The organism is Pantoea sp. EA-12 (assembly GCF_030053355.1).
GTDB lineage: Bacteria > Pseudomonadota > Gammaproteobacteria > Enterobacterales > Enterobacteriaceae > Pantoea > Pantoea vagans_C.
In genome coordinates this window covers 279,622-305,662 of sequence record NZ_JASGBY010000006.1, presented here as the reverse complement: position 1 = coordinate 305,662, position 26,041 = coordinate 279,622, and the positions used below count along the sequence as shown (strand labels likewise).

Below are 26,041 nucleotides of genomic sequence, written 5' to 3'. Positions count from 1 at the left end.
TGTTAACTAATTATTTCCGGGCTAAGCGTTGCTGGAAGTCATGCAACTTATCCAGATGCTGCCCCCCGGATAATTCATTTATCCCAGGGATTTATACAGGCGAGATACTGACATGAAAATTAAGAATATGGGCGTAGGCACCCGGTTGGGTGGGGGATTTGCACTGATTATGCTGCTTATGGTGGCCATGGTGGTTATCGGCGTCTTCCACCTTCGCGGCATGATGGCGGATACCCACACCACCACAAGCAACTACCTTGTGCGTGAACGTCTCTCGACCGAGTGGCTGTCCATTATTGATTCTAATGCCGCGCTGGGTCTGGTGGTGATGACTTCCGGAGACGAGGGTGTGAAGCAGTACGCTGCGGATGAGATGAAAAAAAATTCAGCACGGGCCAGCGTCGTTCAGAAAGAACTGGTCAGCCTGGTAATCTCCGGTGAAGGGGAGAGATTAATGAAGGCGGTGGCGGATGCGCGCGAAGCATATAACGCAACCCGTAAAGCGGTCCTTCAGATTAGCACTGGCGGAAATGCAACTGAAACCAGCGAAGCAATACGCACCCGCCTGTTGCCGTCCATGAAGGCTTATTCTGTGGCGGTACGCGCGGTCGTCAAAAATCAGCAGAGCTCCATCGATGACAGCGCCTTACATATCCAGCAGGCAGGCGCCACAGCCGTCTGGACGCTGTACGGTGTCGGTCTGGCGGCTTTAATACTGAGTGCAATTCTGGCGTTATTCATTACCCGCAGCATTGTCATCCCACTGCGCTCAGCGGTTGCGGTCTCCCGCGCAGTAGCCTCCGGCAATCTGACGATTGATGTTGAAGTTCACTCAAGAGACCAGGTGGGCCAGTTGATGGAGGCACTGCGTGAGATGACGGAAAGCCTGCGCAATACCGTTATGAAAGTGCGGAATGGCTCTGACAGTATCTCCTCTGCCGCTGGCGAGATTGCGCTCGGTAACCGGGAGTTGTCATCCCGGACGGAGGAGCAGGCCGCCAGCGTAGAACAGACTGCCGCCACGCTGGAGCAGCTCACCGCCACCCTGAATAACACCGCCGGCCACACGGCCAGCGCGCGCGAGTTTGCGTCTGAAACGACCGCGCTTGTGAAGAGTAACGGCTCGTTAATGAGCGACGTGTCCACCGGAATGAAAGCCATTTCGGAGTCTTCATCCAGGATGTCGGGCATCATTTCTGTCATTGATGGCATTGCCTTCCAGACTAATATTCTGGCGCTGAACGCCGCGGTTGAGGCGGCCCGGGCAGGTGAATCAGGCAGGGGGTTTGCGGTGGTGGCCGGTGAGGTGCGCACACTCGCACAGCGAAGTGCCTCTGCGGCACGCGAGATCAAAGCGCTGATTGATGACTCAGTGTCCAGAATTGACGCGGGAAACACGCTGGTTGATAAAGCCCACAAAGGGATGGAAGGTATTGTCAGTAACGTCAGCAGCATTGAACAGCTCATTAACGAAATCGCTCAGGCCGCCAGTGAGCAGAATGACGGCATTGCGCAAATCAATATCGCGATGGAGCAGATTGACACAACGACGCAGCAGAATGCGGCGCTTGTGGAGGAGTCGTCCACGGCAGCACAACTGATGGCAGAGCATGCGGCCATTATGGGTGAACGCGTCAGTGCTTTCAGGCTCGATACAACGCTTAAAGAAAATGAACATGCCGGAGTGCCACAGCTCAGACCTCTCCCTGTATAGCGTTTAAAGCTTTATAAGACGAGGAGGGTCAGGTGGACAGAGGTGAGTGGCGGGATTGGATTTTTATGATTACGCTATCTGCTTCAGGAAAAGGGAATATTTGAGGTGCACTATGGCCCGTCTTAAAGCAGCAAGCACGATAAGCAATTCTGAAGCGCACATCGAAATGCTGCAGTGCTACCTGCGCGAGTCAGAAATTATTCTGCGTGCGCTGGAAGAACAAAAAACCACGGCAAGAGAAACGTTGCTGTACGAGAAGCGTCTGAGCGCGGCCCGGCGGGAGCACCTGCAGTTGCAGAACGAACTCAGTCTGGCCACTGAAAAACATAGCAGACTCATCCCTCCAAAAAAGGTCATGCAGCCTGCCTGACCAGGGGTGCCGACAGCATTTCTGAAAAAAAGTTGTAGCCCTGATGTGAGTTTTCCCTGTGTAATCAGTGCAGACGAATCAGCAGGGTGGACAACGGATGACTGAAAAAGGGAAAAGCTGGGTAAAGGCAGAAGACGTGGCGCGGCTGGCGGGGGTTTCCCGTTCGGCCGTGTCCAGAACCTTCACGCCCGGCGCGTCTGTCGCGGAAAAAACACGCGCGAAGGTGATGTGTGCCGCCGAGCAGCTGGGCTACCAGGTCAATATCATTGCCCGCACCATGAATACCGGCAGCAGCAATTTTATCGGCATCGTCACCGCCGGATTCGACAACCCTTTCCGCAGCAAACTTCTCGCGCCTCTGGTCCACCAGCTGGCGTTGCACGGCTTTATGCCGCTGTTGATGAATGCCGACGACCCGGAACAGCTGGCGCCTTCGCTGCGACAGCTGCTCAGCTATCACGTCGCGGGCGTCATCATCACCTCCGGGGCGCCGCCGCTGTCGCTGGCTGAAGAGTATCTGGCGCGCAAAATCCCGGTCACGCTGATTAACCGCCACGCGGACCTGCCGGGCTGCGACCGCGTGACCAGTGATAACGCGCAGGGCATGCAGCTGATGACCGACTACTGCCGAAAGCAGGGCTGGCAGAATATTGGCTTTATCGGCGAACACAGCAGCAATTTCAGTACGGAACAACGCTACGAGGCCCTGCGGGCCTGTGCACCAGACCTCATCATTAACGCCCGTTTTATTGCCGGAGGCGGCTATGCGGCAGGCCGGGCGGCGGCACAGGAACTCACCGATTGTCAGGTGCTGCTGTGCGCCACGGACATGCTCGCTCTGGGCGCGATGGACGGACTGCGGGCGATGAACAGCAGCGACTCTCTCCCTGCGGTCATCGGTTTTGACGATATTCCGCAGGCCGGCTGGGATCCCTACCACCTCACCACCGTACAGCAGGATACGGACGGTCTGGCGCAGCAGGCGGTCGATCTGCTGGTGACCCGTATTGAGCAGTTTGACCTTCCGTCCCGCCAGCGTGCCGTGCCGGTGAAATTAATCGTTCGTCAAAGCGCATAATGGAAAATTAGTTTTATGTGGATTTGCTCACAGATTAATCTTCGCAATCCAGCCAGACTCCTTTCTGCCCTGCGGGGCTAATTTTTTGCCACAAAATGCACACGTGTGCATTATCGAGGAGAAGTTATGGCTACCCATGAAGTTGATTCGCTTTTGGCGCGTTACCGTTTCGCCTGCAGTCTTGCGGAGTCCGGGGGAAAGCTGGCCTATGAGTTTTATCAGCAGCGCGACAGCCTGCTCACCGAACACAAGGGGGATGACCTGCAGGACGTGGTCAGCCGCGCCGACTGCGAGGTGGAGTCTTACGTCAAATCACGCATCGCAGAGGCTTTCCCGGGAGATGGATTTCTTGGTGAAGAGAGCGGCACCGTGGATGCGCAGCAGCGCGTGCTGTGGGTCGTTGACCCGATAGACGGCACCAGCTGTTTTCTCAACGGGCTGCACACCTGGTGCCTGTCGCTGGCCATCGTGGTGGACGGTGAACCGGTAATTGGGGTGGTATACGACCCTAACCATCACGAACTCTTCCACGCTTTGCAGGGACAGGGCGCATGGCTCAATGACCAGAGGATCGCACCGCATGCGGCGGACAGCGTGGCAGGCGGCGTGATGGGTGTCGGGACCTCGCACCGCGTGTCATCAGCGGATTTCCTGCCGTTTCTGGACGAGCTGCTACAGCACGGCGGCATGTTCGTCCGTAACGGTTCGGGTGCCCTGATGAGCGCCTGGGCCGCCGCCGGGCGACTGATTGGTTACTACGAACCGCATATGAACCCGTGGGACGGCCTGCCCGGCATCGTGCTGATGCGCGAGGCCGGCGGCTCCACAAACGACTACCTGGCTGACGAGGGCATCGCGCGCGGCAACCCGGTACTGCTGGCAAGTGAAACGCTTTACCCACAATTAAAACAATGGGTTAAACAACCCTTACGCTAACCTGCACGGGCAGGGCTTCTGATTCTGTACTCTACATAAAATGGAACCGGCCGTCAGGGATGATACACAGCAATCAGCAACGCCTCCGCCTTTCGGAGACAACAAGATGTCTGGATTACTCAGCTATTTCCGCGCCAGTCCGGAGAAACACGCCGGCGCCTTTAATGAACAGCGCTTCCGCTTCGTGCGGTGGCAGACGTTTCTGGCGATGACGCTCGCTTACGTGACGTTTTACGTATGCCGTCTGTCGTTCACCGTGGCAAAAAGCGCCCTGGTGGACCTCGGTATTTCACCTTCCGAGCTGGGCATGATCGGTTCCGCGCTGTTTTTCAGTTATGCCATCGGCAAGCTGGTAAACGGATTTATTGCCGACCACGCTAACGTGGTGCGCTTTATGAGCCTGGGCCTGCTGCTCAGCGCAGGCATGAACCTGATGATGGGCATGACCACCAACGCCATGCTGCTGGCCATCTTCTGGGGCATCAACGGCTGGGCACAGTCGATGGGCGTCGGTCCCTGTGCGGTGTCGCTCGCGCGCTGGTACGGCACAAAAGAGCGCGGCACCTTCTATTCCATCTGGTCGACCGCGCACAACATCGGTGAGGCCATGACCTATATGGTGATCGCCGCGGTGATTGCCGGATACGGCTGGCACATGGGCTATCTCTCCACTGCCGCGCTGGGCGCAGCAGGCGTGGTGATCATGCTGCTGTTTATGCGTGACTCGCCGCAGAGCAGTGGTTTCCCCTCCATTCATGAAATCAGCAACGAGCCCCTGGAAGAACACGAGGCGAAAAGCTCCATCCTGAAAAACCAGCTGTCTGCGCTGCGCAACCCGGCACTGTGGACGCTGGCGCTGGCCTCAGCCTTTATGTACATCGACCGCTACGGCGTAAACTCCTGGGGCATATTCTTCCTGCAGCAGGGCAAGGGCTACACCACCGTGGAGGCCTCGGCCATCATCGGCGTGAATGCCATCGCGGGCATTGTCGGCACCATCCTGGCGGGCGTGCTGTCGGACAGGTTCTTTGCAAAGAACCGCAGCATCATGGCCGGCTTCATCAGCCTGATTAACACCGGTGGCTTTGCGCTGATGCTGTGGTCACCACACAGCTACTACACCGACATCATCTCCATGGTCATCTTTGGTGCCACCATCGGCGCGCTGACCTGCTTCCTGGGCGGCCTGCTGGCCGTGGACATTTCATCCCGTAAAGCGGCGGGCGCGGCACTGGGTACCATCGGCATCGTCAGCTACGCCGGCGCCGGATTTGGGGAATTTCTCACCGGCATCATCATCGACAGAACGTCAGTGATTGAGAACGGTAAAAAAATCTACGATTTTCACACGTTGTCCCTGTTCTGGGTGGCAGCCGGTCTCGTTTCCGCGCTGTTGTGCTTTGTCACCGCCGTAATGGTGGCGAGACGCAACGCCAGCGAACACCGCACCCTTTCTACCTCTTAATCAGTTCAGTAAGGAAGACATTATGATGCCACGCAGACATCAGGTCGCCGCACGCCTGTTCATTGCCGGTGCACTGTGGCTGTGCGCGTCTCAGGCGCACGCAGAAGCACAGTATCAGCTGGAGAAAGTCATCGAACTCAGCCGTCACGGCATTCGCCCGCCCACGCCGGGCAACCGCAAGGATATCGAAGCGGCCACCCATCGTGCCTGGACAACCTGGACCACGCACGACGGTGAACTCACCGGTCACGGCTATGCCGCCGTGGTGAACAAGGGCCGCTGGGAGGGGGATCATTACCGCCGGCTTGGCTTGCTGACCGCGGGCTGCCCGCAGCCGCAGGATGTATACGTGCGGGCCAGCCCACTCCAGCGCACCCGCGCCACGGCACAGGCGCTGGTCGACGGTGCCTTTCCCGGCTGCGGCGTCGAGGTCCATCGGGTTGAGGGAGAGGACGATCCGCTGTTCCAGACGGAAGCGTTTCCTGCCACCAATACTGACCCGGCAAAACAGCTGGCGGCAGTCAGAGCGAAGATGGGGGATTTAGCTGCACGTCAGCAGGCGTTGCAGCCGGCGGTGCAGGCGCTTAAACATGCGGTGTGCAGCCCGGATGCGGACTGCTCGTACTTCGATAAGCCCTGGCAGATTAAACAGAGTAAGAGCGGGAAAGCTTCCATCGACGGCCTGAGCGTACTGGCGAACATGGTTGAAACTCTGCGTCTTGGATGGAATGAAAACCTGCCGCTGAGCCAGCTGGCATGGGGTAACATCACCTCATCCGCGCAGGTCACGGCGGTGCTGCCGCTGCTCACGGCGAATTACGACCTGGGCAACGATGTGATGTACACCGCCCAGAAACGCGGGTCGATCCTGCTTAACACTATGCTTCAAGGCGTTGAACAGGGTGTTTCCGGGACGACTGACAGGCTGCCGGACACCCGCTGGCTACTGCTGGTTGCGCACGATACCAACATCGCCATGGTGCGCACCCTGATGAACTTCACGTGGACACTGTCAGGCTACACGCGTGGCAACATTCCGCCGGGCAGCAGCCTGGTGTTTGAGCGCTGGCGCGATACAAAAAGCGGCGAACGGTTCCTGCACGTCTATTTCCAGGGGCAGAGCCTGGATGACCTGCGGCGCCTGCAGACGGTCGATAAGGAACACCCGTTGCTGCGGGAAGAGTGGCGCCAGTCCGATTGCCGGATCACTGAAGCGGGCACGTTGTGTCCGATGAAGACAGCCCTGAAAGCACTCGGTCAGAATCTAAACTCAGATTCCATCACGCCAGTGACTTATCAGTAAACCACTGACCTGTACGGGCACACAGATATCTGTGTGCCCGTATTATCCGGTACGAAGGTCAGGTCTGACATTTTCAGGAAAGAAACGCAAACGTCACCAGGCGCCTGCATTTCAGCTATCTTGGTTATGTTGAAGGTCTTTTGGAAAAGAACGGCATGATCATGAGGTTAACGGAAGCGGAGCTGGCCAGACTGGTAGGCAGTCGTTTCGCATCAGCTGAAAACAATACCGCAGCCAGCGTCACGACGGTACTGGAAGTCAGGATCCAGAGTGGCAGGCAGCTGGTTGTCCATGAGCTGTACGGCAGGCAACACAAGACACTCTCACGGTATTTATGCTCAGATTTCCTTATGCGCTGTCCTGAATACAGCTTGCCTGTATGCCCGAACACCGCTGCCGTTTGAGGCGTGATGGGTTGCGTGTTTCACATCCGGAAAATGCCGGCGCGGATCCTGAAAAAGAACCCGTCAGAAGACGGGCTAAATATATCAGTACAGAAATTCTCGTTTGCAACAGCGTAGCTGTGTGTGCACCATGATAGTACTCTGCTCAGGGTGGAATTTATATTTACCTTTTGTTACTGGTCATAGGAGTTTTCTATAACCCGAGCTTCCGTTTACGCCGTCACTCCCTCGCCACCTGAGGGGCAGAGAGGCTCTCTGATAAACAGGGATGAAATTGAAGCCCGCGCAGGTTAGGATCGGCAATTAAATCGATACATTAACGAAAAAATAAATCAAAGTATGGATATCTCAAATCTCTACGTCGATCATCTTGCCTGGTGCGGGCTTATCGCACTGAACATGGCGCGTCAGGCCGGAACCGTCAGTTCCGCTGCGCAGGAAAATCTCTTTTTATGCAGATGGCTGGCGACGGCAGAGAAGAAGCGTCTGTTCAGGCGTGAACTGGCCCATGACATTCGCTGGCTGCTAAGGGAAGGACGGGAGAAAGGGCTTCGGGCGGATCTGCCGGGCAAGCTGGAATATCTCTGGCGGGCAAGCAGCGGTGATTTGCTTGCGCAAAATGATTTATTTCGCCTCCAGCACGTTATGCACGCTGTTACGCTGACGGGTATTAATTATGGCATTCTCACGGAGTCCGACTGGGAAGGGCGCCAGGCAGTAAAAATGAACCCTAAAATCCCGGCGGTTTTCCTGCGGAAAAGCGATCTGGAAACGGGATTTGATGAACAGGGAAGTCTGGTTAAACCGCTTGCCGCCCGTATCACCGCCGAACTCTCTGCGGTGGATGCGCTGCTGTCACGTGCCGGGTGGAAACGCAAAGCAGATGTGGGGGATCCCTCATTACATCTTCTGATTACTGATGTTCAGTAAGGCTGGCCATACCGTATGAAGTTGACGAGATAAGTAATCAGCGTACAGCCCTTATATTAGCCGGAGATCACCTTAGCCAATGTCAGGCTATTATTGCCCGTCTGAGGGTTGATTCCTGACAGGGATAAAATGCCTTAGTGACGAATCTTAGAAAGCTCTTCTTCTGAAAGACCCGTCATTTCTTTAACAGATTTCAAAGCCATGCCACTTTTGAGGAGCTTTTCAGCAATGTCGACTCTGCTTTTATGCTCTCCCAGTTGCATACCTTTTTCGATACCTTTCTGTTCCAGCTGCTGTGCGATGGTCATCAGAGCCTCCTCATGCTGCGGCACTCTTTGTGCCAGATTACGTACAAAGGCTTCAGCGTCTTCAGTTTCGCCTGCCTGTATAAGATAGTTTATCAGTGATATTAGTTGCTGTCCCGTCAGATGTCCGGTCAAAAGCGTTGTCGTCAGCCGATCGAGAAGCTCGGCCAGATCCCGGCGATGGATGTGCTTCTGAAGCAACGTCAGCGCGGCCATGCTACGGTGATTCATAATCTCATCATCGGGTATAGCAGTGACGTCTACAAGTGGAAATGCCGCGCCGTATAATCTGGCAGCCAAATCCGGATCGCTGAACTCCTGAAGCCAGTCTGTCGAATAGGGGTAAGGGCTCCGCCGACCGGTGTAAAACAGGACAGGGATCACCAATGGAAGCTGCTTATGACCCGCATCAAGATGTCGCTGCATTGCCGCTATAGCGTAACGCATAAGACGAAACGCCATATGCCGGTCGGGTGTAGACTGATGCTCAATCAGCACGTGAATATAGCCGTCACCACGGGTGGTTTTAACGCTGTAAAGTACGTCGCTGTAATAGGCGCGAAGGTTTTCTTCCACAAAACTGCCGGACTCAAGCTTTAGCGTACTGAGGTCGCAGATGGCGCGAAATTCTGCCGGCACGTGTAGTTCGATAAAGTCGCGCGCGGTATCCGGGTGCGTCAGAAACGCTTTGAATGTCGCATCGTGGGGTGTCGGTATTGTTGTTTTACTCATGTCACTGATATCCGTCAGCCTGATGATCTTCCACTTCCGAAGGTTAAGTGGGTGTTAACGCATTGCCGGCTTTTAGTTATTACCGCATGCGCGTGCTGAATTCGGCATTCAGCCAGTAGGCAAATGTCGAGAGCCTGCTGGCGAAAGTCATGATATCGCCACGGGGCCGTTTACTGATGCTCAGCAGGTAGTCCATTTCTTCTGAGAGAGCCGGATAAAGGTCGTTAAATTTTACACAGTGTTCTTCCAGCGTCATGGGCCAGTCTGAATCATTTTCGTCTCTCAGAATGTTCGTCGAACGTATGGCCTTACGTGCTGCCGCCCGCTGCAGCGCATGCCGTTTGAGAGGCTCCAGTGAGGGCTTCATAAGAGAAATATAGCCATTCAGCACGGTGAGAAAATCCCCATTAACGGCAATCGCGATGTTTATTGATGGTCTGAATACTTCGAAGCGCTTACGCAGGTCTTCACCGTAAACGCAGACGCAGTGATGCTTCAGCCAGTAGCCCCATCGATCGGTGCTGGCAGGCAGCATCACCTCACTCAGAACGCCCGGATCTATATCAATTTTACTGATAACAGAATAATGCTGTTCAAGCTCTGACTTAATAGCAGCCATTTTTTCTGCTGTGACGTCATCCAGTTCCCGCATGAATATCACCGTCAGATCCAGGTCGGATAACGCTTCCCTGGCTATGCCCTCAGCCAGGCTGCCATACACATATATACTGTGGATCAGGTCAGGCATCGCAGAACTCAGCTTCTGCACCACTTCAGAAACCACTGGAGCGAAAGCAGGCTGAAAGCCGCTGAAGACAGGTTCAGTGATGAATCCGTTTTTATCAACCGCCATTCTTTTTCCTTCGTGCTGTTAAAGACATCCTCAGCTGAAGACGAATATTACCAGCCGCATCGAAAGATTTCATTCTGGGCGTAAGGCATACAGGTTCAGTCGGGGCCTGTGGAGAAGATATTCTGTTAATCATCATCACTTTCCATGAGCGCTACCATTGCGCCCCGGTGAGCTTCAACCATACGAATATACCGCATCACCGTCTGAGTCTGTGTCCAGGTCCCTTCCTGCATGATCTGTGCGATTGAAATGCCCTTTCTGGCCATATCCTGCGCGGCGCCGACGCGCGCGCTGTGGCCACTCCAGCTGGAATAGCGTCCCTTGTTCGTTTTAAGGGGAGTCTTCGCTCCCGCCTGATGTCTTGCCCGGCGCCAGATGTCTTCCAGACACGGGGCGCTCATGGGGGCAGTCGAAACAGCGGTAATTTTGTTAGACCGGTGTATGGGGCAGAACAGTACCGCATCAGGTTCACCCGCCAGACCGGCCGCGTTAATCCATTCCATCAGCCGCTCAGAGGAGCGCGCGCTAAGCGCCTTAACGATACCACCCGACTGCAGAATGGTTTTGGTCCAGCCCACGTCGAGGATAATGCGACCGTCGGCCGCCCGTGAAATGTCCCGCACCCTCAGGCGGGACAACTCACTCATACGCAGCAATGTACCGTATGCCACGTGTATGAAAGCGAGATCCCGCAGGTGCTGAAGCCGTGTTGAATGCTTCCAGGCCGCATCGAGACAATTCAGGTCCGGCCGGCAGAAGGGCACCGCCTGACCGGTACGCTCGCCTGATACGATGGCCGTGCGGTTAATTTTCTTTTTGGCGCGTACCACGTCAGGTGATACGGTCGGAGGCACCAGTCCGGCGTTACGGTGTAACATTGAGATAAGCGCGGCGTGCACTGAGATGGTCGAAGTTGAACGGCCAATGGCCTGCAGGTGAAACAGGTAGTCCTGCATGTCCTCCGGCGACATCGGCAGAAACGTTCGCCGGTTTTCCTGCGCCCAGCGCCAGCAGATCCGCATCACGCTCAGCAGCTGGCGCCACGTATTGGGCGAAAAGGCCTCGCGGTGCCGGACAAAGGCGGCCAGCTTCGCGGTGAGATCGTCACCGGCACTGCCGCTGAGGGCCACACCGTTGAAACCGGATATATCATTCATGATTGCTCAGTCTTTGCCCGTTTTGATGACAGCATCGCTACGTGAATTCTGAAGAGAGAGCAGGGCACATGCCCACCAGATTTCGCGTAGCGCTGCCGGAGATTTAACCGCCTGCGCCTGGGCCCGAGCCGAGGGATAACGTTCAGATACTGCCGTCTCGTATAAATGGCCGTAAAGCTCAGGATCCGGCCCGGATCCGCATGATACAGGGGTTTTGAGCGTTTGTCTGTGCTTATATAACTTATATTATATAAGGTCAGAAATTCCAAAGTTGACTGGCGTCTATATGATGAGAGATGTGATGGACTGAATTCAATAAAATTTATGGAGGAATTAAGGGTTAATACTGAGTTTTAACTACCAGGAGTAACCAATCCCGGTAATAAATAACCACTCACCATTATGTTGCACCAGCGGACTGTCCGCGATCCCTTTATCGTAATACTCATAATTGGCTGCAAACATTCCAATCCAGTGGGAACTGAATCGGTAACTGGTTACGACTGAAGCCATCGGCGAAATAGTAGTACCGGTATCCCAGCTATTTCGGTCTGATGATGATTCAGATGAAGAAACGCCTCCAAAATAGTAATTTGCCAGTTTGTCGCTGCGAACGACAGCACCCACACCTGGCATTACAAGCAATTGATCCCAGACGATTGGAAAATCAGCCCAAACCAGTAACTCCTGTCCATTACTATGGCCTGTCACATCAGAAACAATACGGGTTGTCAGCAGTGCATAATGTGTAATCCAGGTTAATCCTAATCCGGCCTCCAGTTCACCCTTTCTTTTATGCATTCCATTAAATCCAGCATCAGACGGATTAAGGTTAGAAAATCGATAACGCCCATAAGCAAAGAATGCGACATCGTCATTTTTATTAAAGTAGTAACGTGCCCTGTCTCCAAGAAACATCAGGTTGTCGCCAAAGTAGAGTGCACCGGGCACGATTAAATTATCATTACTGCTTTCATTATACCTTGCCTGGGAAGATATCGCTGCGCCACCTATTATTATTCCTTTAGGGATTGGACTTTTAGTCTGGTCATCAGACAGTAAACCTAATGAGCCAAGATCAGATTCCGCATGAGAATAAAGACAGAATGATAATGTTAATATTGAGGTGCAGATAATATATAGAGATTTCATTCTCTCCGCCTTTTGGTCAACGATGCTGTTAAAACATTAAAATGCATTCACACAGATATGAAAATGATTTTTCAAAACACATGACTTAACTTAATGATTATAAACATTTTATCTCAAACCCGAGGTCATGTAATTTCAATAGACATGCTTAAAATATACTACAGTTAAATGTGAATGCATGATGAATTTCAAGAGGCCGTGTGATGCAAGGATCTTCTAAGGCGTCCGTGGGAATCCAGTACTGTGGGAAATATAAACATGAGTATAACAATAAGAAATGGTGCTGTTTGTTTGTGTTTTTACTTACCGCTTTCCCTCTGTGTTGTTCAGGCCGACACGCTCTGGCTTACCAATGGGGATCGATTGAGCGGTACGATTCAATCGCTGAGTGATGGGGAACTTGAGCTAAAGACAGACTACGCTGGTCTTTTAAAAATGAAATGGGCATCTGTAAGCACCATGGAGAGTGAGTCGCAGATTTCAATTGGTAATAACAAAACCAAGGAAAAATATCCTGTATCCGTTTCCCCGTATAACGCTGGGTATGTCGTTATCAATCATGACAATAAGAAGGAAATAGTTTCTGTCAAGCGAATAGAAGAGTTCATGAAGTCAGAAGTGAGAACTGATCAATGGGACTGGTCGGGAAATATTGATGCTGGCGTCAATCTCAAAAATTCCTCAACTAACACAGATGACTACAGCCTTTCACTTAATACAAAATTGAAAAAAGAAAAATGGAGGCACGATATATCCGCAACTTATGATCGTGCCGTCGAGGACAACAATGTTAATACAGATAATTACAGCTTAAGGTATGCTATTGATTATATTTTTAAGGAACAATATTTCTGGCAGTCAAGACTCAGTTATAAACGTGACTGGGTTGAAGATTTATCCCGACAGCTGCTCATTGGCACCGGCCCGGGCTATCAGTTATGGGATGATGATACCGGGGCTCTCTCATTATCACTTTTAGGAGGCGCCTTCAGTTATGGGTACAGTGATGACAAACGTGACAGCCATTTGGGCGCATCTATACACTGGGATTATCAGCGATTCCTGATCGATAAAACCGTAACTCTATACAGTAATGGTGAACTCGGACATTCTCTGGATAATGAGGGGGTGATATCCTTGGACGCAGAACTTGGACTAAGATACGCACTGACTTCCTGGTCAACGTTTCATATTGGGTACCACAGGAATATCGTTGAAGGAAAACGGGATACGCTGGATGAACGTATATTTTCAACGGGTTTAGGTATGACATGGAAATGACTTACTGTCAGATGAAGAACTGCCAGTCATGAGGACTGGCAGTTCGAAAATCACTTGTAGACTGTAGCAGTTCCCTGAACCTTACCTTCGACCCTTGCAGAGGTAATGACGTAGTATTTTCCTCCTTTTTCATCCGCCAGTTTTGACAGCTCATCTTTTGCATCTTTTGGATCAGTAAATGTGCCCGATGTCGAAACGGTGGCAACTTCAGTGTAATTTTTAGCTTCTTCTTTACTGATTTCCTGCGCCGCAAATACACTGGTCGTTACGAAGGCAGCACCGGCCAGAATCATCGCTTTCATCATCACATTTTTCATTTATACACTCCGAATTGTTAAAATTAACAACTTGATAACCCAATTATGATTTCTTCATCTTAATTAAGGCAATAGTGCTCTGAAGCAAACCAAGTATTTATTTAAACTAATGAAATATCAACGAAACATTTTGTTATTTTCAGTAACTAACTGAAAATAAAGTCAAATTAATTTAAATTAAGACTAACATCAAAAAAAGCTGAATATTTTTTTGATTTTAACACGCTTATGCTCTACGCATCAGCATTATGTAGAAACTTATCCCCCCCAAAATACTTGATGTTTTGGTGCCGAAAATTACTGTAGGAATGAAATTCAGCATATTCTTCATATGATAATACCCTCGCCGTGGTCACTCCCCCTGAAAAATAAAACAAACATTTTACCTGCCACTTTTCATATTTGAACTAATGTTGATTGTAAGTTTTTTATTATGAGCTGGTACAAATTGTAACTTTGATTTTTCTTTGAAAACAATCGGTTGAAAACTAATGGGCGGGTGCGTTTATGAACTTTGTTTATAGGCTTATCTGGAGTGCGTCACGCAGTGTTTTTGTACCCGTGTCCGAAGTCACAAAAAGACATCGAGTCTCCGGACATAAGAAAAACCTTCCAATAAAGTTAACAGGACTGCTTTTCGTAATACTTTCAACAGGATTCGCTTACGCAGACGATATTCAATGGACAGATGCGTACCCGAGTTACAGTTTTCCTGATAATCAGGGAATTAACTATGACTCCGTTTTAACCACTGGGTCTGCGTTTACTATCGACAATGAATCGTTACCCACTCATTTTTCTCCTGGCACGACGCTCAACATTCTTGGACCGCTCCCGGTATTTTCAGCGGGAAGCAATGGTACAGCCACGTCAGTCAGTGTGTCTGACGCTTTACCGGGGGGGAGTGGCGCCGAAGCAGGACGGATCACAGTCATTACCGCCACCGACTCTCAGGGAAACATCACGCCCATTACTGCTGATAATATCAATCAGTTTACGTACTCGCCTTCGCCCGCAAATCCTCAGCAAAACCAGGAGTTAAATGTTGAAATTCCGGGCCTTGAAGGCAGCTATCAGGTCATCAACGTTTATGACTCAACCACCTTTGTCTCTGCAGGCGATACTCCTGTAAGCAATCTGATGCTTTCAGTGTATGACCCTGACTCTTTCCGGATTTATAACAATTTTGGCATCGTTTCAGTGGCCTCAGCAGGGGGAACGGCGAATATCAATGTGGGGGATGATACCGCTGGCACAACCCCGATTTCGGCACCCGCCAACACCCTGGATTTACTGGCCAAAAATAGCGTACTGGCTAAAGCGGATGGGACGGAGGCTGCTGCCAGTCAGGTCAACTGGTTGTCAGATAATCTGATCCATTTCCGGCCGGCTTCCGTTATCTCGGGGGACAGCCAGAGTGTTTCTGCGCAGAGTGCGCAATATGATTACACGCTGACCATTCCTAACTATGTCCAGGTCGGCCAGCGGGCGCTTCAGGTGGGGTCTAAGACGTTTAATATCACCTCTTCAGCTGATATTGCTGAGGTTAATGATTACCTGACAGGACAAAACGCTTACGCAGGTAAGCCGCAAGTGCAGTACTGGCTGACTGCCGGAGCTTCGGTGAATGGTGAGGTTATTGACTCCGCGCCTGAGGCTCAGTCAGTTTACAACGCCATCATCTCAGGCTTACTGAATCAGCAGCAGCAGACGTCTATAAACCTGACTTATCATGTCTGGGATGACGAAGCTGCCCACAGCAATAATGCGACCTTGCCTACAGGGGATTTGAACGTCATCTATGCGACCGGAAACAATGCCGCAGGCACCGTAAGCAGTACGGGCTCACTTGCCGTAGATGGTGCAAGCGCAGTGATGCGTGGCGATGCAGGGGCGGTACTCACGAATGCCGGGGCAATTAACCACTGGCGAAGTGACAGCGCCAGCCCGACGTCGATCGGTATGCAGGTCACCAACGCGACTGCGGTGAACAATGGCACCCTCAATGCCGGACTGTTTTTAGAAAAAGACGGGACCAATCAGAACGTCAGCAACGCGGGCAGCATCGCGATGCAGGGCCTCGGGCAAAGCACACTGACCAACAATAGTCATATCAATGTTGCGATTACAGATAACACAACGGCCAATGCCCGTGGCATGTCAGTATCAGGCACCAGCAGTGCCACGAACACCAGCACAGGCACTTTGGTTCTCACAGGCAACAGCCGAAACAGCGCAGGGAAAGCCGCGGGATATGCTATTTATGCCGAGCAAGCCGCCAGTGTCATCAATCAGGGGACCCTGTATCTGGGATATGCGCCGGTCACAGACACCACCGTCCCAGCCTCTGTCTCTTTAACCGGCGGCAGTGCGCTGACCGCCGGTATTTATTCCACCAGCAGTGGCAACATCCTTAACGATGGCAATATTTTCATCGGTGACAGCACACGCAATGCTGTGGGTATTTTCACCAACGGTGCCACGGGGTCACTGATAAACAACGGCTCCATCAACGTGCTGGGCAAACTGGTCAATGGCGCAGCGGCGAGTAACTACGGTCTGTATGTGGCCGATAACCAGGGAAGCGTCACCAATAACGGGAATATTTTCGTTGATGGTGACAACAACGTGGCCATTTATCTGCAGGCACAAAATTCCGCTGCGAATGTCACCTCATCGGCAACCAGCAATATCACGGTGGGAAGTGCAGGCGACACCGGTGGTTCTGACGGCAATGTGTACACCTACAGAAACTACGCGGTCTATGCCGAGGGACTCAATAATCAGCCAGCGAAAGTCGACCTTCAGGCCACGATCCGCTTGTTGTCAGCCGGTGCGATTGGCGTGCACGCGCGAGGCAATGCCCAAATCGATATCGGCAACGCGGCATCGCTGACGTTCGAAAACGACCATCAGATTGGATATTACGCCTGGGGTAATCTGGCAAAAATCAATATCAGTAACGCCACCATCAATGATAATGGACAGGCAAATTCCGTGTTGTTTGCGGTGGATAACGGCGCCGTGTTTAACGGCAATAATGGCAGCGGTAGCGGATATCAGCTTACCGTCAGCGGTAACAGTGCGATTGGGGTTATTGCAAATGGGGTTGACGATCGCGGTACAGCAGATGAGTCTGACGATATTACCAGCTCGCTCATTACCGGACCCGCCACCATTCATGTCAACGGTGACAATGCGGTAGGCGTGCTGGTTTCAGGCGGCGCGGCAGGCACTATCAGCGAAGGCGGTATCGTGCTTGACCACGACAATACAACTGCCGTTCGTATTGATGGCCGAAATTACAATATTGATGGCACTTTAGACAGCGATCAACGACTGACTAACGTCACCTCAACGGCTTCAACCACCACATCGTCCAGCCAGAGTGGCATAACCGGCTACGACATCTCGCATGCGGGGAATCTGGTTTTAAATGGTGTCAATGGCATTAATTTAAATGGCAGTGGAGGTAAAGGACTGTGGCTGCATGATGGCGGGAGTGCGACAGTGAATGCCCCCGTTAGCGTGCAGGGTAATGACAATATCGGCGTTGATATTGAGAACAGTGGCGTACTGACCAATAACAATGCCATCAGCGTCGGTGGCGTGGTAAACAGTGGCAATGTCGGTATCCGGGTACAGGGCGCAGGCGCGATTGTGGACCGGTTAGGCAGCGTGAGCGCCAATGGCGGCCTGGCGGCCGTCCAGCTCACCGGCAGTGGTGCCGCTCTAACGGTGAATGGCAATGCAAATCAGATTAACGCATCTGGCGGTGCAGATGGCGTCCGCATGGACAATGGTGCCAGTAGCTTCACGGCCAGTAATACCACGATCGATATTGCAGACAGCGGTGCAGGCATTAATAACAACGCCAACACCGCCAATATCAACCTCAACAATGTCACCATTAATGCCTCCAATGGACCGGCCATTCGCACCGCCGTGACCTTTAATGCGCAGGGGAGCGGCAATGTACTGAACGTCAGCGGCAATGGACAGGGCTTTGCTTTCGAGGACAGCACGGGCAATGCCACTACGGGAAATCTGACGATTAGCAATGGCTATACCATTAATGGCAGCGGAGCTGACAGTATCGGTATCCTGGGAAACACGGATGGTAGCGTGAGTTCCGGGGCCAACATCACTATGGGTAGCAGTGCCGGTGCGGCTATTGCAGCAACGAACGCCAGCAGCGTCAGCAATAGCGGGCAGATTGAAACCAGCAGTAATACCGGAAGCACCGTACTGGCGGAGAATGCCGGTCAGTTCAGTAACAGCGGCTCCATCAACAGCGTGGGCACCACTAACGCCAACTCACTCATTCTCATCAATGGCAGCGCCACGAATCGCACAATTTCCAACACGGGTACCATCCGTGCAGCCAGTAGTAACGCTACGGTCATTGATGCATCAGGCAGTGGCAACACCACGCTGACCAACAGTGGTACGCTTCAGGCAGCGGACAGCAATGCGCTGGCAATCCTCACCGGCAGCGGGGCCGATAATGTCACGCTCAATGGGGGAAATACACAGGGTGAAATTATCCTTGGCAGCGGCAGCGATCAGTTTAACTGGAACAGCGGCACCTTTGCGGGTGCGATCAATTTTAGCGGAAGCGATGGCGCTGACAGTGCCACCCTCGGAAACGTCTCTCTGGCAACCACCCGCCATATTCTGAGTGAGGGTGGCAACGACAGCACGCTGTCATTCAACGGCACGACGGCTGCAACTGTCGGTTCCTTTGCTACAGATGATTTGAGCAAAGGAACCAATATTGGCAGTGGCTGGAGCAGCCTGACCCTCAATGCGGCAGAGGTCAGAGTACTTGATGATCTGTCGTTGTCGGGTACGCCCGATATTAACCTAAACAATGGCGCCATTCTGCGCAGTGGCAACAACATCAACACCGCAGGCAACGCCTCGATACGCAACTATGATGTCGCTACCTCAGGTACCGGCAGCCAGCTGGTTTTCGATGGCAGTGAAGATCAACAATACAGCGGCGTTATCAGCGGTAGCGGCGGTATGACGCGCACCGGCGGTGGTAGCACGGTGTTGCTGGGGAATAACAGTTACACCGGTACAACCCTGATTGACGGCAGCGAACTGTCCCTGGGCAATGGCGGTACCGTTGGTGGGCTCTCAACCAGCACCAGCATCATTGATAACGGGTTACTGACGGTTAACCGCAGCGATGAGGTGACGCTGAATGGTGTGATTTCAGGGAGTGGCGATTTTCAACAGCTCGGTTCGGGGCTCACGCGACTCGGCGGCAATAACAGCTGGGCAGGCAGCACGACAGTAAACCAGGGCACGTTACTGATTAACGGCGATCAGTCTGCTGCCACAGGGCTGACCAATGTTGCGGCTTTCTCTGCGTTGGGGGGAAACGGCACTGTTGGCGGGGATGTCATCTTTGCTAATGATACCGTTCTGACGCCCGGCGATAACGGCACGGGTACACTGACCATTAATGGCAATCTGAACCTGAACGCCACGACAAACAGTCAGTTCTCACTGGGGGAAGCCTATACACCCGGGGGCAGCCTGAACGACTTTGTGAATGTAAAAGGGAATTTACTGCTGGATGGCTTGCTGGATGTGGCACTTACGCCGGGCGGCAGCTTCCTGCCAGGTGTCTACCGCCTGTTTAACTATGCTGGATCGCTGGTCAACAATACGCTGGACATCAATAGTCTGCCACCCAATAACGGCGGTACGTATGCCATTCAGACTAATATCGCAAACCAGGTAAACCTCATCCTGAATTTTGTTGATCCTGCCAGTGAACTGCAGTTCTGGGATGGCGAAGATACGGCAAATCACGGAGATGGGACCACAGGTAATGGTCAGGTAGACGGCGGTGATGGGATATGGAAAGCCAATATTGCCGGCGATACCAACAACTGGACGCAGGCAAGTGGTGTAGGCAATGCCCCCTGGTCTCAGACGGCCTTTGCCGTCTTTCAGGGAACGGGCGGTGAAGTCCAGATCAGTAATATCAATGGCCGCGTCGTGAATTCAGGCATGCAGTTCACCGCCGATAACTATGTTCTTAATCAGCTCAACCCCGCCTCTGCGCTCAATTACATCAGCACAGTCACCGAGTCTTTCCCGGAAAGCGTGCCAGTGCCGACTAACACTTACCAGGGCCAAGGGGAATCGGTCGCTGACACCTTCTACGTCATACGCGTTGGTGATGGCGCAAGCGGGAGTGATGTCACCACAACTATTAACGCCAGCCTGCGTCAGGACGCGCTCGACACCAATCGCATACGTTTGCTGAAAACTGATGCGGGAAGATTGATCCTCAATGGCATCAACGATTTCTCTGCCGGGATCGAGGTTTGGGGAGGGACATTACAGGTTTCAGATAACGCCAGTCTGGGCGCCCCCGCGACCAGTCTAACCTTGAAAAATGCAGGTGCACTGCAAGCCGGTGCTGATTTTTCTCTGGACCGGAATGTGTTCCTGGATACCACCGGTGGCGGCACATTTGATGCTAACGGACATACGCTGACGGTGGATTCTGTCATTGCGGGAGAGGGCGATTTAGCCCTTGTTGATACCTCTGCCACACCGGCAACCGGCACGCTGGCACTGAATCAGACCAACCCTTATCAGGGCAACACGACTATCCGGGGCAAAACGGGCAACGGGCTGTTGGTTGTTGATGCCAATGTCACCGGCGCATTAGGCAGGACGAACAGCACTATTAATGTGGCCGATCAGGCACAACTCAATTTCAACAACGCATCGCTGGCCGAGGATCATCTGTTTAATCTCACCAGCGGTGGGCGCATGCAGCTGGCTGATAACAGCAACGGTGGAAATGCCACCATCAATACTGACGCAACTTCTGTCCTGCAGTTGAGCAACGGTGCGAATGCAGGTAATGCCCAGATCAATAACAGTGGGCAGACCCTCTTTGCCGATACTGCTCAGGCACAGAATGCCACCATCAGCAATGCCAGTGGCGCCACCGTCGATATCACCTCAGTGAGTAACCAAACCAGCGTTGGATCTCTTTCTGGTGCGGGAAATGTCGTGCTGGGCTCGGCCACAATGCAGGAAGGCAACATGGGACGCGATGACACCATCAGCGGCGTTATCAGCGGCAACGGCGGCAGTCTGGCGAAAACCGGAACGGGTACCCTTACGCTGACTGCCAACAACATCTACACCGGAATAACGCAGGTATCGCAAGGCGTGCTGCTGATCAATGGGGATCAATCGGCGGCCACCGGACAAACCACGGTCAATACTGGTGCAACCCTTGGGGGCAATGGCACCATTGGCGGTGCTGTAATCGTGGATAACGGTGGCCGACTGGCTGCTGGATCGGAGATAGGCAGTGTCGGGACGCTAACAATGGGATCGCTGAGACTGAATGAAGGATCTCAGCTGGATTACCAGTTCGGAGAGGCCTACACCTCTGGCGGAACCTACAACGATTTAATCAATGTTAATGGCGATCTGGACCTTAATGGCCAGCTCAATATCACCCAAACCAGTGGCGGTACTTTTGATGTCGGTGTTTATCGTGTTCTGAATTACAGCGGGGGGCTGACCAACAATCAACTGGTGATTGGAACGGCACCGCAGGCTGCTTCTGATCTCTATGTGCAGACATCAATCGCAGGTCAGGTCAACCTGGTCAATCACGCAGGGACTGAGCTGCGGTTTTGGGATGGCACCGGCGGCAGCTCAGGAGAGATGAAGGACAATGGGATTATTGAAGGCGGCGATGGCGTCTGGCAAAACGGCAGAGGAAATGACAACTGGACCACTGACACGACGTCACCCGCTGGCCTTTATAACTCTCCTTACAGTAATGCCTCCTTCGCAGTGTTTGGCGGTGAAGCAGGTAACGTCACTATCGACAATTCTTTGGGTGCTGTGGGCATAACCGGTGCGCAATTTACCCGCGACGGCTACGTGCTGAACGGGGATGATCTGACCCTGACGGCAGATGACACGCAGATTCGGGTCGGTGATGGCACATCGTCTGGCGTAGACTATCTCGCCACAATCAACGCCTCGCTGGTCGGTAGCGGTGCACTGCACAAAACCGACCTCGGCACGCTACAGCTTAACGGCAATAACCGTTATAGCGGTGGCACAGTGATCAGCGCGGGAGCCGTGCAGGTGTCTGAGGACACCAATTTAGGTGCCAGTGAAGGTGGCATTACCCTGGCTGGCGGTACGCTACGTTACACCCAAGGCTTCAGCAGCGATCGGCGTGTCACTCTTGTTGAGGAGGGCGGCACGATTGATACCCAGGCATTCAATGCCGGCCTGAGCAATGTCATCTCGGGCGAGGGTGAGTTAACCAAGCGTGGAAGCGGCACGCTGACCTTGTCAGGCGATAACGTTTATCAGGGAACCACCCATATCAGTGACGGGGTTTTGCAGCTGGGTAATGCAGGCAGTAGCGGCAATCTGGTGGGCAATATTGATAACCAGGGTACGCTGGCGCTGGATCGCGTTGATACCTTCACGCTGGCAGGAGACATTTCGGGTACAGGCCAGGTGTGGCAGCAAGGAACCGGTATTGCCCGGCTGGCGGGCGCGAACAGCTGGAGTGGCCTGACGCTGGTTGAACAGGGCACGTTGCAGGCGGCGGCTGAAAATACCTTCAGTGCTGCATCGACACATGTGGTGAGTCAGAACGCCACCCTCGATACGGGCGGGTACAACCAGCGTGTCGCCAGCCTGCTGAATCAGGGAACAGTCAATCTGCGCGGTGGGGATGTGGGGTCAACGCTCACCGTCACCGGCAATTATGTGGGCAGTAACGGGACACTGAAAATTGCGGCACAGCAACACAGCCCAGGTGTCGCCGACAGGCTGGTCATTGATGGAGGGACCGCGAGCGGACGTACACTGTTAGACATCGACGTCAGCCAGCTAGGCGAACCGACCGAGGGCGATGGCATCATGGTGGTGGAAGCCCTCAACGGCGGTACCACCACCGCACAGACAACTAAAGATGCCTTTACCATTGGCGCTGATGTCCTGTTATCAGGTGCTTACCAATACCAGTTGTTTGCGGGTAATGCAGAAGGCGCAGGGGAGGACTGGTTCCTGCGTGCTGGCTATCGCCCTGACGTTCCTGGTTTCGATACGTTGGGCGCCATCATACGCCAGGCTGACTTAGCGGTGCTAGGTACGCTGCATCAGCGCGTGGGGGATGAGCAACCCTGGCGTGCAGACGTTGCCGAGGATCAACAGAGTCGTTTCTGGATGCGATATCTGGTCAAGTCCGTTGATCAGCAAATCAACGATCCGCTGCAAAGCCGTACCTCATCCAATTACAACGGCATGCAGGTGGGGGGAGACCTGTATCAGGATGCCCAGTGGCGGGCCGGCATTTATGGCACCTTCCTCGATAACGACACATCGATTTCGGGCAAAAATGGTGACATCAACAGTCTCGCCTATAATTCGACGTTCTCAACTTATATCGGTGGGTACGCCACCTGGACCGATGAAAGCGGCTTCTACGTTGATAACGTGCTGCAGTACGGTTATCACGCTGTGGATCTAAAAAACGGACTCAGCAGGGAAACGGTTCATCCTGACGGCAACTCGTTTGCAGCTTCAGTAGAGATCGGCAGGCCCTGGCAACTGGGCGACAGCGCCCTTAAAATTGAGCCTCAGGCACAGCTGATTTATCAATACAGTGATTTCGACAGCGTTACCCTCGATGGTGTCTCTAAAACACGCGTGGATGTTAATCCTGATGGGGCACTGATTGGTCGCATCGGCGCAAGGGTTACAGCCGATTACGACACAGACTATGGCCAGGTCAAACCCTATGTGCGCATCAATTACTGGACGATGCTCAGCAACGGGGAAGATAAGGTTAAATTTGCCAACACGGCGAACAACGCGGGTACAACGACCCTATATGCCGACCAGCAGTACAACATGACAGAAGCCGCTATGGGTGCGACCTGGGCTGTCAGCAAAAAAGTGCAGGCCTACACAGAGGTTGGAAGGGCATGGAGCAGTGGCGGTGATGCCCATGTAGAAGCAAACATCTCTGCTTCTCTCGGCGTGAAAATGCGGTTCTGAGAAACAGCCAGCAGTGCATGACGCTTTGCTCTGAAGAGAGGCATTGCGCGCATTTAAACTCAGGAAGTTCTGCGGAGATAACGCAATGTTTGCTGACACAATAAAAGCAATTAAACAAAGGCTCTGGACTCAATATCTGCCCGAACTTAGCGGGAAAGACAAAGACCTTGAGGATCCTTACAACTACTTTTCTGTTTATTTTAAGGACATTAAGGGTACTCAATATTTTCTCAATGGCTTCATTGATGACCCTGACAATGGAAAGCGCTATGGCATTCTTATGGACACAGGTACTAAAAGAGTCCTGCATGCAGACCTGGCAACCCTGATTGAACTGAGAAGTGAAATCATAAACTACCGCAAAAACAGCGCGTTAAGTTACAAAAATATTTTTCTTTTTTTGGTAGATCGCTATACGAAACTGCTCTATCTGAAAAACATTTTCTCTAAGTTCAAAGGCAGTATTGTTTCACTCGTTGTCACAGATACCAGAAGTCTGAGCCATGACCGTTACGCTATACTCAAATTAATGCTGAATGAGTATATCCTTCTCAGGCCAAGCAGGGAAAAAACAGGTTTCAGTGAACACGATATTTTGAGCATGATTCATGGACGTTTGTGGTACAAACACATCCGGCAGGAAGAATACAGTATCAAACTAAGATTACTACTCGATTCCCTTGTCATAACAGGAGATTTAAGTCAGTCTGAAGGAACATACTGGATTCAGAGTAAATCAATTAACACCCTTGTCGACTATGAGAAGGACCTGGCGCTCAGGGAAAGTGAAGAAAAAATTCGCAAAAATATTTTCCGGCTGACCATTGTGATCACTGCCTTGCTGACTGTTATTGTATTAGTACTGCTATCACTGGCGGGCATAGTGAATCTCGAAAGCATCTGGCATAAAGTACTTGAAATCAAACCCGTCAGATTTCTGATGAAGTTTATCTAAAAAGATGAACAACACCCCTGTAGAAAAAATAAGATAATCAGATCATATTTCACTTTAAAAAAGTCATGAGGCAAATTTATCGAGAGGGCAAATACCATATTTAATAAGATCTGCCGAATTCCATGAGGTCATCCGGCATTTTTATCTTTTCCCGAGACAGGAATAAACAGAGTGGTGATATTACATATCTGGAAGATGTTTTATGGGTACAGGGCCGCGTTTGGATGAAGCCAGATTGTATAACCTTCTTTTTAAGATGCATTTAGGACAGGGCGTGACTTTTTTAAAATTATTTCTCGCCATATTTAGTGCGACGATAAATTGTTCATGGCGGCCAATTGCTATCATGTCCTCTTTATGACTGAGATAAATCTGGCATGTTCCGTTATGAAGGACATGATGAGTATTGGCTACTTTAGAGATGCTGATGTAGTAAGTGTATTTCATTATAATTATCCTTAACGATAAGCCAAAGCTGACAACTCAGAGATTGAGTTTTGTTAAGCAAAATTTATTGTTAAAACACAAATCTACACTGCATGAACAGTTAAGTAAACTGCTAGCGTTGAAAACGCTTAACATAAATGTTGAACCTAACAGGACTTCCAATTCAAAATTAATGACTTAAAAACACATTTAAAATCATTATTTTTGAATAACATGATAATTAACAGAGATTGCCCTACCGTCCATTATATGGATAAAACAGCTCTCATTATTGATTAAATGTATATCTGAAGGCTACTGAGTGAGTTGAGAGTGGTTTCAGATACTAATCTGGCCATGCTCTTGAGATAATTTTATGTTCCGGTGCAGCTACACGCACATGAGCATGACTTCAAAACTGCATTCGTAATTAAGTCATATTTTCCTGATAACACGCTAACGCTTCATATGTTTAGTAGCAAAAGCATCTTTATTATGCCAACTGAGAGTTATTTTAATCGGTCAGATTCTGCCATGCAGACAACTACTAACTCTGCATTTATAGTATGTTTACGAGTTA

Annotated in this window: 16 protein-coding genes and 1 pseudogene; 11 read left to right on the top strand and 6 right to left on the bottom strand. The window is 51.9% G+C overall.

Going from position 1 to position 26,041, the window contains the following annotated elements:
- The first annotated feature begins 112 nt into the window (after nt 1-112).
- The 7 genes from QMZ30_RS11900 (at nt 113) to QMZ30_RS11870 (ending at nt 8,200) form a co-directional block, all read left to right on the top strand.
- Complete coding sequence (locus tag QMZ30_RS11900; protein ID WP_283227536.1) at nt 113-1,714, top strand: methyl-accepting chemotaxis protein; 1,602 nt, start codon at nt 113-115, stop codon at nt 1,712-1,714.
- 112 nt (nt 1,715-1,826) lie between these two features.
- The gene (locus tag QMZ30_RS11895; protein WP_283227535.1) at nt 1,827-2,084 is read left to right on the top strand and encodes a hypothetical protein; all 258 of its coding nucleotides are present in this window, start codon (nt 1,827-1,829) and stop codon (nt 2,082-2,084) included.
- Between the two features lie 97 nt (nt 2,085-2,181).
- Complete coding sequence (locus QMZ30_RS11890) at nt 2,182-3,162, top strand: LacI family DNA-binding transcriptional regulator (protein ID WP_283227534.1); 981 nt, start codon at nt 2,182-2,184, stop codon at nt 3,160-3,162.
- 126 nt (nt 3,163-3,288) lie between these two features.
- Nucleotides 3,289-4,098, top strand: coding sequence for an inositol monophosphatase family protein (locus QMZ30_RS11885; protein WP_283227533.1), 810 nt, complete (start codon nt 3,289-3,291; stop codon nt 4,096-4,098).
- A gap of 106 nt (nt 4,099-4,204) precedes the next feature.
- Complete coding sequence (locus QMZ30_RS11880) at nt 4,205-5,563, top strand: MFS transporter (protein ID WP_283227532.1); 1,359 nt, start codon at nt 4,205-4,207, stop codon at nt 5,561-5,563.
- A 22-nt stretch (nt 5,564-5,585) separates the two neighbouring features.
- On the top strand, nt 5,586-6,866 hold the full coding sequence (locus tag QMZ30_RS11875) for a histidine-type phosphatase (protein WP_283227531.1): 1,281 nt from the start codon (nt 5,586-5,588) through the stop codon (nt 6,864-6,866).
- A 743-nt stretch (nt 6,867-7,609) separates the two neighbouring features.
- Nucleotides 7,610-8,200 carry a DUF2913 family protein gene (locus QMZ30_RS11870; RefSeq protein ID WP_283227530.1) on the top strand — a complete coding sequence of 197 codons (591 nt, stop codon included), beginning with the start codon at nt 7,610-7,612 and terminating at the stop codon, nt 8,198-8,200.
- A gap of 134 nt (nt 8,201-8,334) precedes the next feature.
- Here QMZ30_RS11870 and QMZ30_RS11865 read toward each other — a convergent pair whose 3' ends face one another.
- The 4 genes from QMZ30_RS11865 to QMZ30_RS11850 all read right to left on the bottom strand — a co-directional run bounded on the left by QMZ30_RS11865 (nt 8,335) and on the right by QMZ30_RS11850 (nt 12,399).
- On the bottom strand, nt 8,335-9,237 hold the full coding sequence (locus QMZ30_RS11865; RefSeq protein ID WP_283227529.1) for an Rpn family recombination-promoting nuclease/putative transposase: 903 nt from the start codon (nt 9,235-9,237) through the stop codon (nt 8,335-8,337).
- A 79-nt stretch (nt 9,238-9,316) separates the two neighbouring features.
- Nucleotides 9,317-10,090 (bottom strand): nucleotidyltransferase domain-containing protein, encoded by a 774-nt coding sequence (locus QMZ30_RS11860; RefSeq protein WP_283227528.1) that lies wholly within the window; start codon nt 10,088-10,090, stop codon nt 9,317-9,319.
- Nucleotides 10,091-10,215: 125 nt separating this feature from the next.
- Complete coding sequence (locus QMZ30_RS11855; RefSeq protein WP_283227527.1) at nt 10,216-11,247, bottom strand: tyrosine-type recombinase/integrase; 1,032 nt, start codon at nt 11,245-11,247, stop codon at nt 10,216-10,218.
- Nucleotides 11,248-11,604: 357 nt separating this feature from the next.
- Nucleotides 11,605-12,399 (bottom strand): MipA/OmpV family protein, encoded by a 795-nt coding sequence (locus tag QMZ30_RS11850; protein ID WP_283227525.1) that lies wholly within the window; start codon nt 12,397-12,399, stop codon nt 11,605-11,607.
- Between the two features lie 258 nt (nt 12,400-12,657).
- Here QMZ30_RS11850 and QMZ30_RS11845 point away from each other — a divergent pair, with 258 nt between their 5' ends.
- Nucleotides 12,658-13,680 (top strand): DUF481 domain-containing protein, encoded by a 1,023-nt coding sequence (locus QMZ30_RS11845; protein ID WP_283227524.1) that lies wholly within the window; start codon nt 12,658-12,660, stop codon nt 13,678-13,680.
- Nucleotides 13,681-13,730: 50 nt separating this feature from the next.
- Here the strand turns inward: QMZ30_RS11845 and QMZ30_RS11840 are convergent, their stop codons facing one another.
- Entirely contained in the window at nt 13,731-13,997 is a 267-nt protein-coding gene (locus tag QMZ30_RS11840; RefSeq protein WP_283227523.1) for a YdgH/BhsA/McbA-like domain containing protein, read from the bottom strand.
- A 507-nt stretch (nt 13,998-14,504) separates the two neighbouring features.
- Between QMZ30_RS11840 and QMZ30_RS25895 the strand changes: the two are divergent.
- From QMZ30_RS25895 to QMZ30_RS11830, 3 genes and pseudogenes are all read left to right on the top strand, one after another.
- Nucleotides 14,505-14,618 (top strand): annotated as a pseudogene (locus QMZ30_RS25895) (ESPR-type extended signal peptide-containing protein); the annotation flags it as partial.
- 258 nt (nt 14,619-14,876) lie between these two features.
- A complete protein-coding gene (locus QMZ30_RS11835) occupies nt 14,877-24,080 on the top strand; it encodes an autotransporter-associated beta strand repeat-containing protein (protein ID WP_502921476.1) in 9,204 nt (3,067 codons plus the stop codon).
- 85 nt (nt 24,081-24,165) lie between these two features.
- Nucleotides 24,166-25,035: a hypothetical protein gene (locus QMZ30_RS11830; protein WP_283227521.1), complete on the top strand. Its 870-nt coding sequence runs from the start codon at nt 24,166-24,168 to the stop codon at nt 25,033-25,035.
- A gap of 180 nt (nt 25,036-25,215) precedes the next feature.
- Here QMZ30_RS11830 and QMZ30_RS11825 read toward each other — a convergent pair whose 3' ends face one another.
- The gene (locus QMZ30_RS11825; protein WP_283227520.1) at nt 25,216-25,482 is read right to left on the bottom strand and encodes a hypothetical protein; all 267 of its coding nucleotides are present in this window, start codon (nt 25,480-25,482) and stop codon (nt 25,216-25,218) included.
- Nucleotides 25,483-26,041 lie beyond the last annotated feature (559 nt).

Coding starts and splice junctions, on each gene's coding strand:
- QMZ30_RS11900 (WP_283227536.1), top strand. CDS start 113: ATGAAAATTAAGAATATGGGCGTAGGCACCCGGTTGGGTGGGGGATTT.
- QMZ30_RS11895 (WP_283227535.1), top strand. CDS start 1,827: ATGGCCCGTCTTAAAGCAGCAAGCACGATAAGCAATTCTGAAGCGCAC.
- QMZ30_RS11890 (WP_283227534.1), top strand. CDS start 2,182: ATGACTGAAAAAGGGAAAAGCTGGGTAAAGGCAGAAGACGTGGCGCGG.
- QMZ30_RS11885 (WP_283227533.1), top strand. CDS start 3,289: ATGGCTACCCATGAAGTTGATTCGCTTTTGGCGCGTTACCGTTTCGCC.
- QMZ30_RS11880 (WP_283227532.1), top strand. CDS start 4,205: ATGTCTGGATTACTCAGCTATTTCCGCGCCAGTCCGGAGAAACACGCC.
- QMZ30_RS11875 (WP_283227531.1), top strand. CDS start 5,586: ATGATGCCACGCAGACATCAGGTCGCCGCACGCCTGTTCATTGCCGGT.
- QMZ30_RS11870 (WP_283227530.1), top strand. CDS start 7,610: ATGGATATCTCAAATCTCTACGTCGATCATCTTGCCTGGTGCGGGCTT.
- QMZ30_RS11865 (WP_283227529.1), bottom strand. CDS start 9,237: ATGAGTAAAACAACAATACCGACACCCCACGATGCGACATTCAAAGCG.
- QMZ30_RS11860 (WP_283227528.1), bottom strand. CDS start 10,090: ATGGCGGTTGATAAAAACGGATTCATCACTGAACCTGTCTTCAGCGGC.
- QMZ30_RS11855 (WP_283227527.1), bottom strand. CDS start 11,247: ATGAATGATATATCCGGTTTCAACGGTGTGGCCCTCAGCGGCAGTGCC.
- QMZ30_RS11850 (WP_283227525.1), bottom strand. CDS start 12,399: ATGAAATCTCTATATATTATCTGCACCTCAATATTAACATTATCATTC.
- QMZ30_RS11845 (WP_283227524.1), top strand. CDS start 12,658: ATGAGTATAACAATAAGAAATGGTGCTGTTTGTTTGTGTTTTTACTTA.
- QMZ30_RS11840 (WP_283227523.1), bottom strand. CDS start 13,997: ATGAAAAATGTGATGATGAAAGCGATGATTCTGGCCGGTGCTGCCTTC.
- QMZ30_RS11830 (WP_283227521.1), top strand. CDS start 24,166: ATGTTTGCTGACACAATAAAAGCAATTAAACAAAGGCTCTGGACTCAA.
- QMZ30_RS11825 (WP_283227520.1), bottom strand. CDS start 25,482: ATGAAATACACTTACTACATCAGCATCTCTAAAGTAGCCAATACTCAT.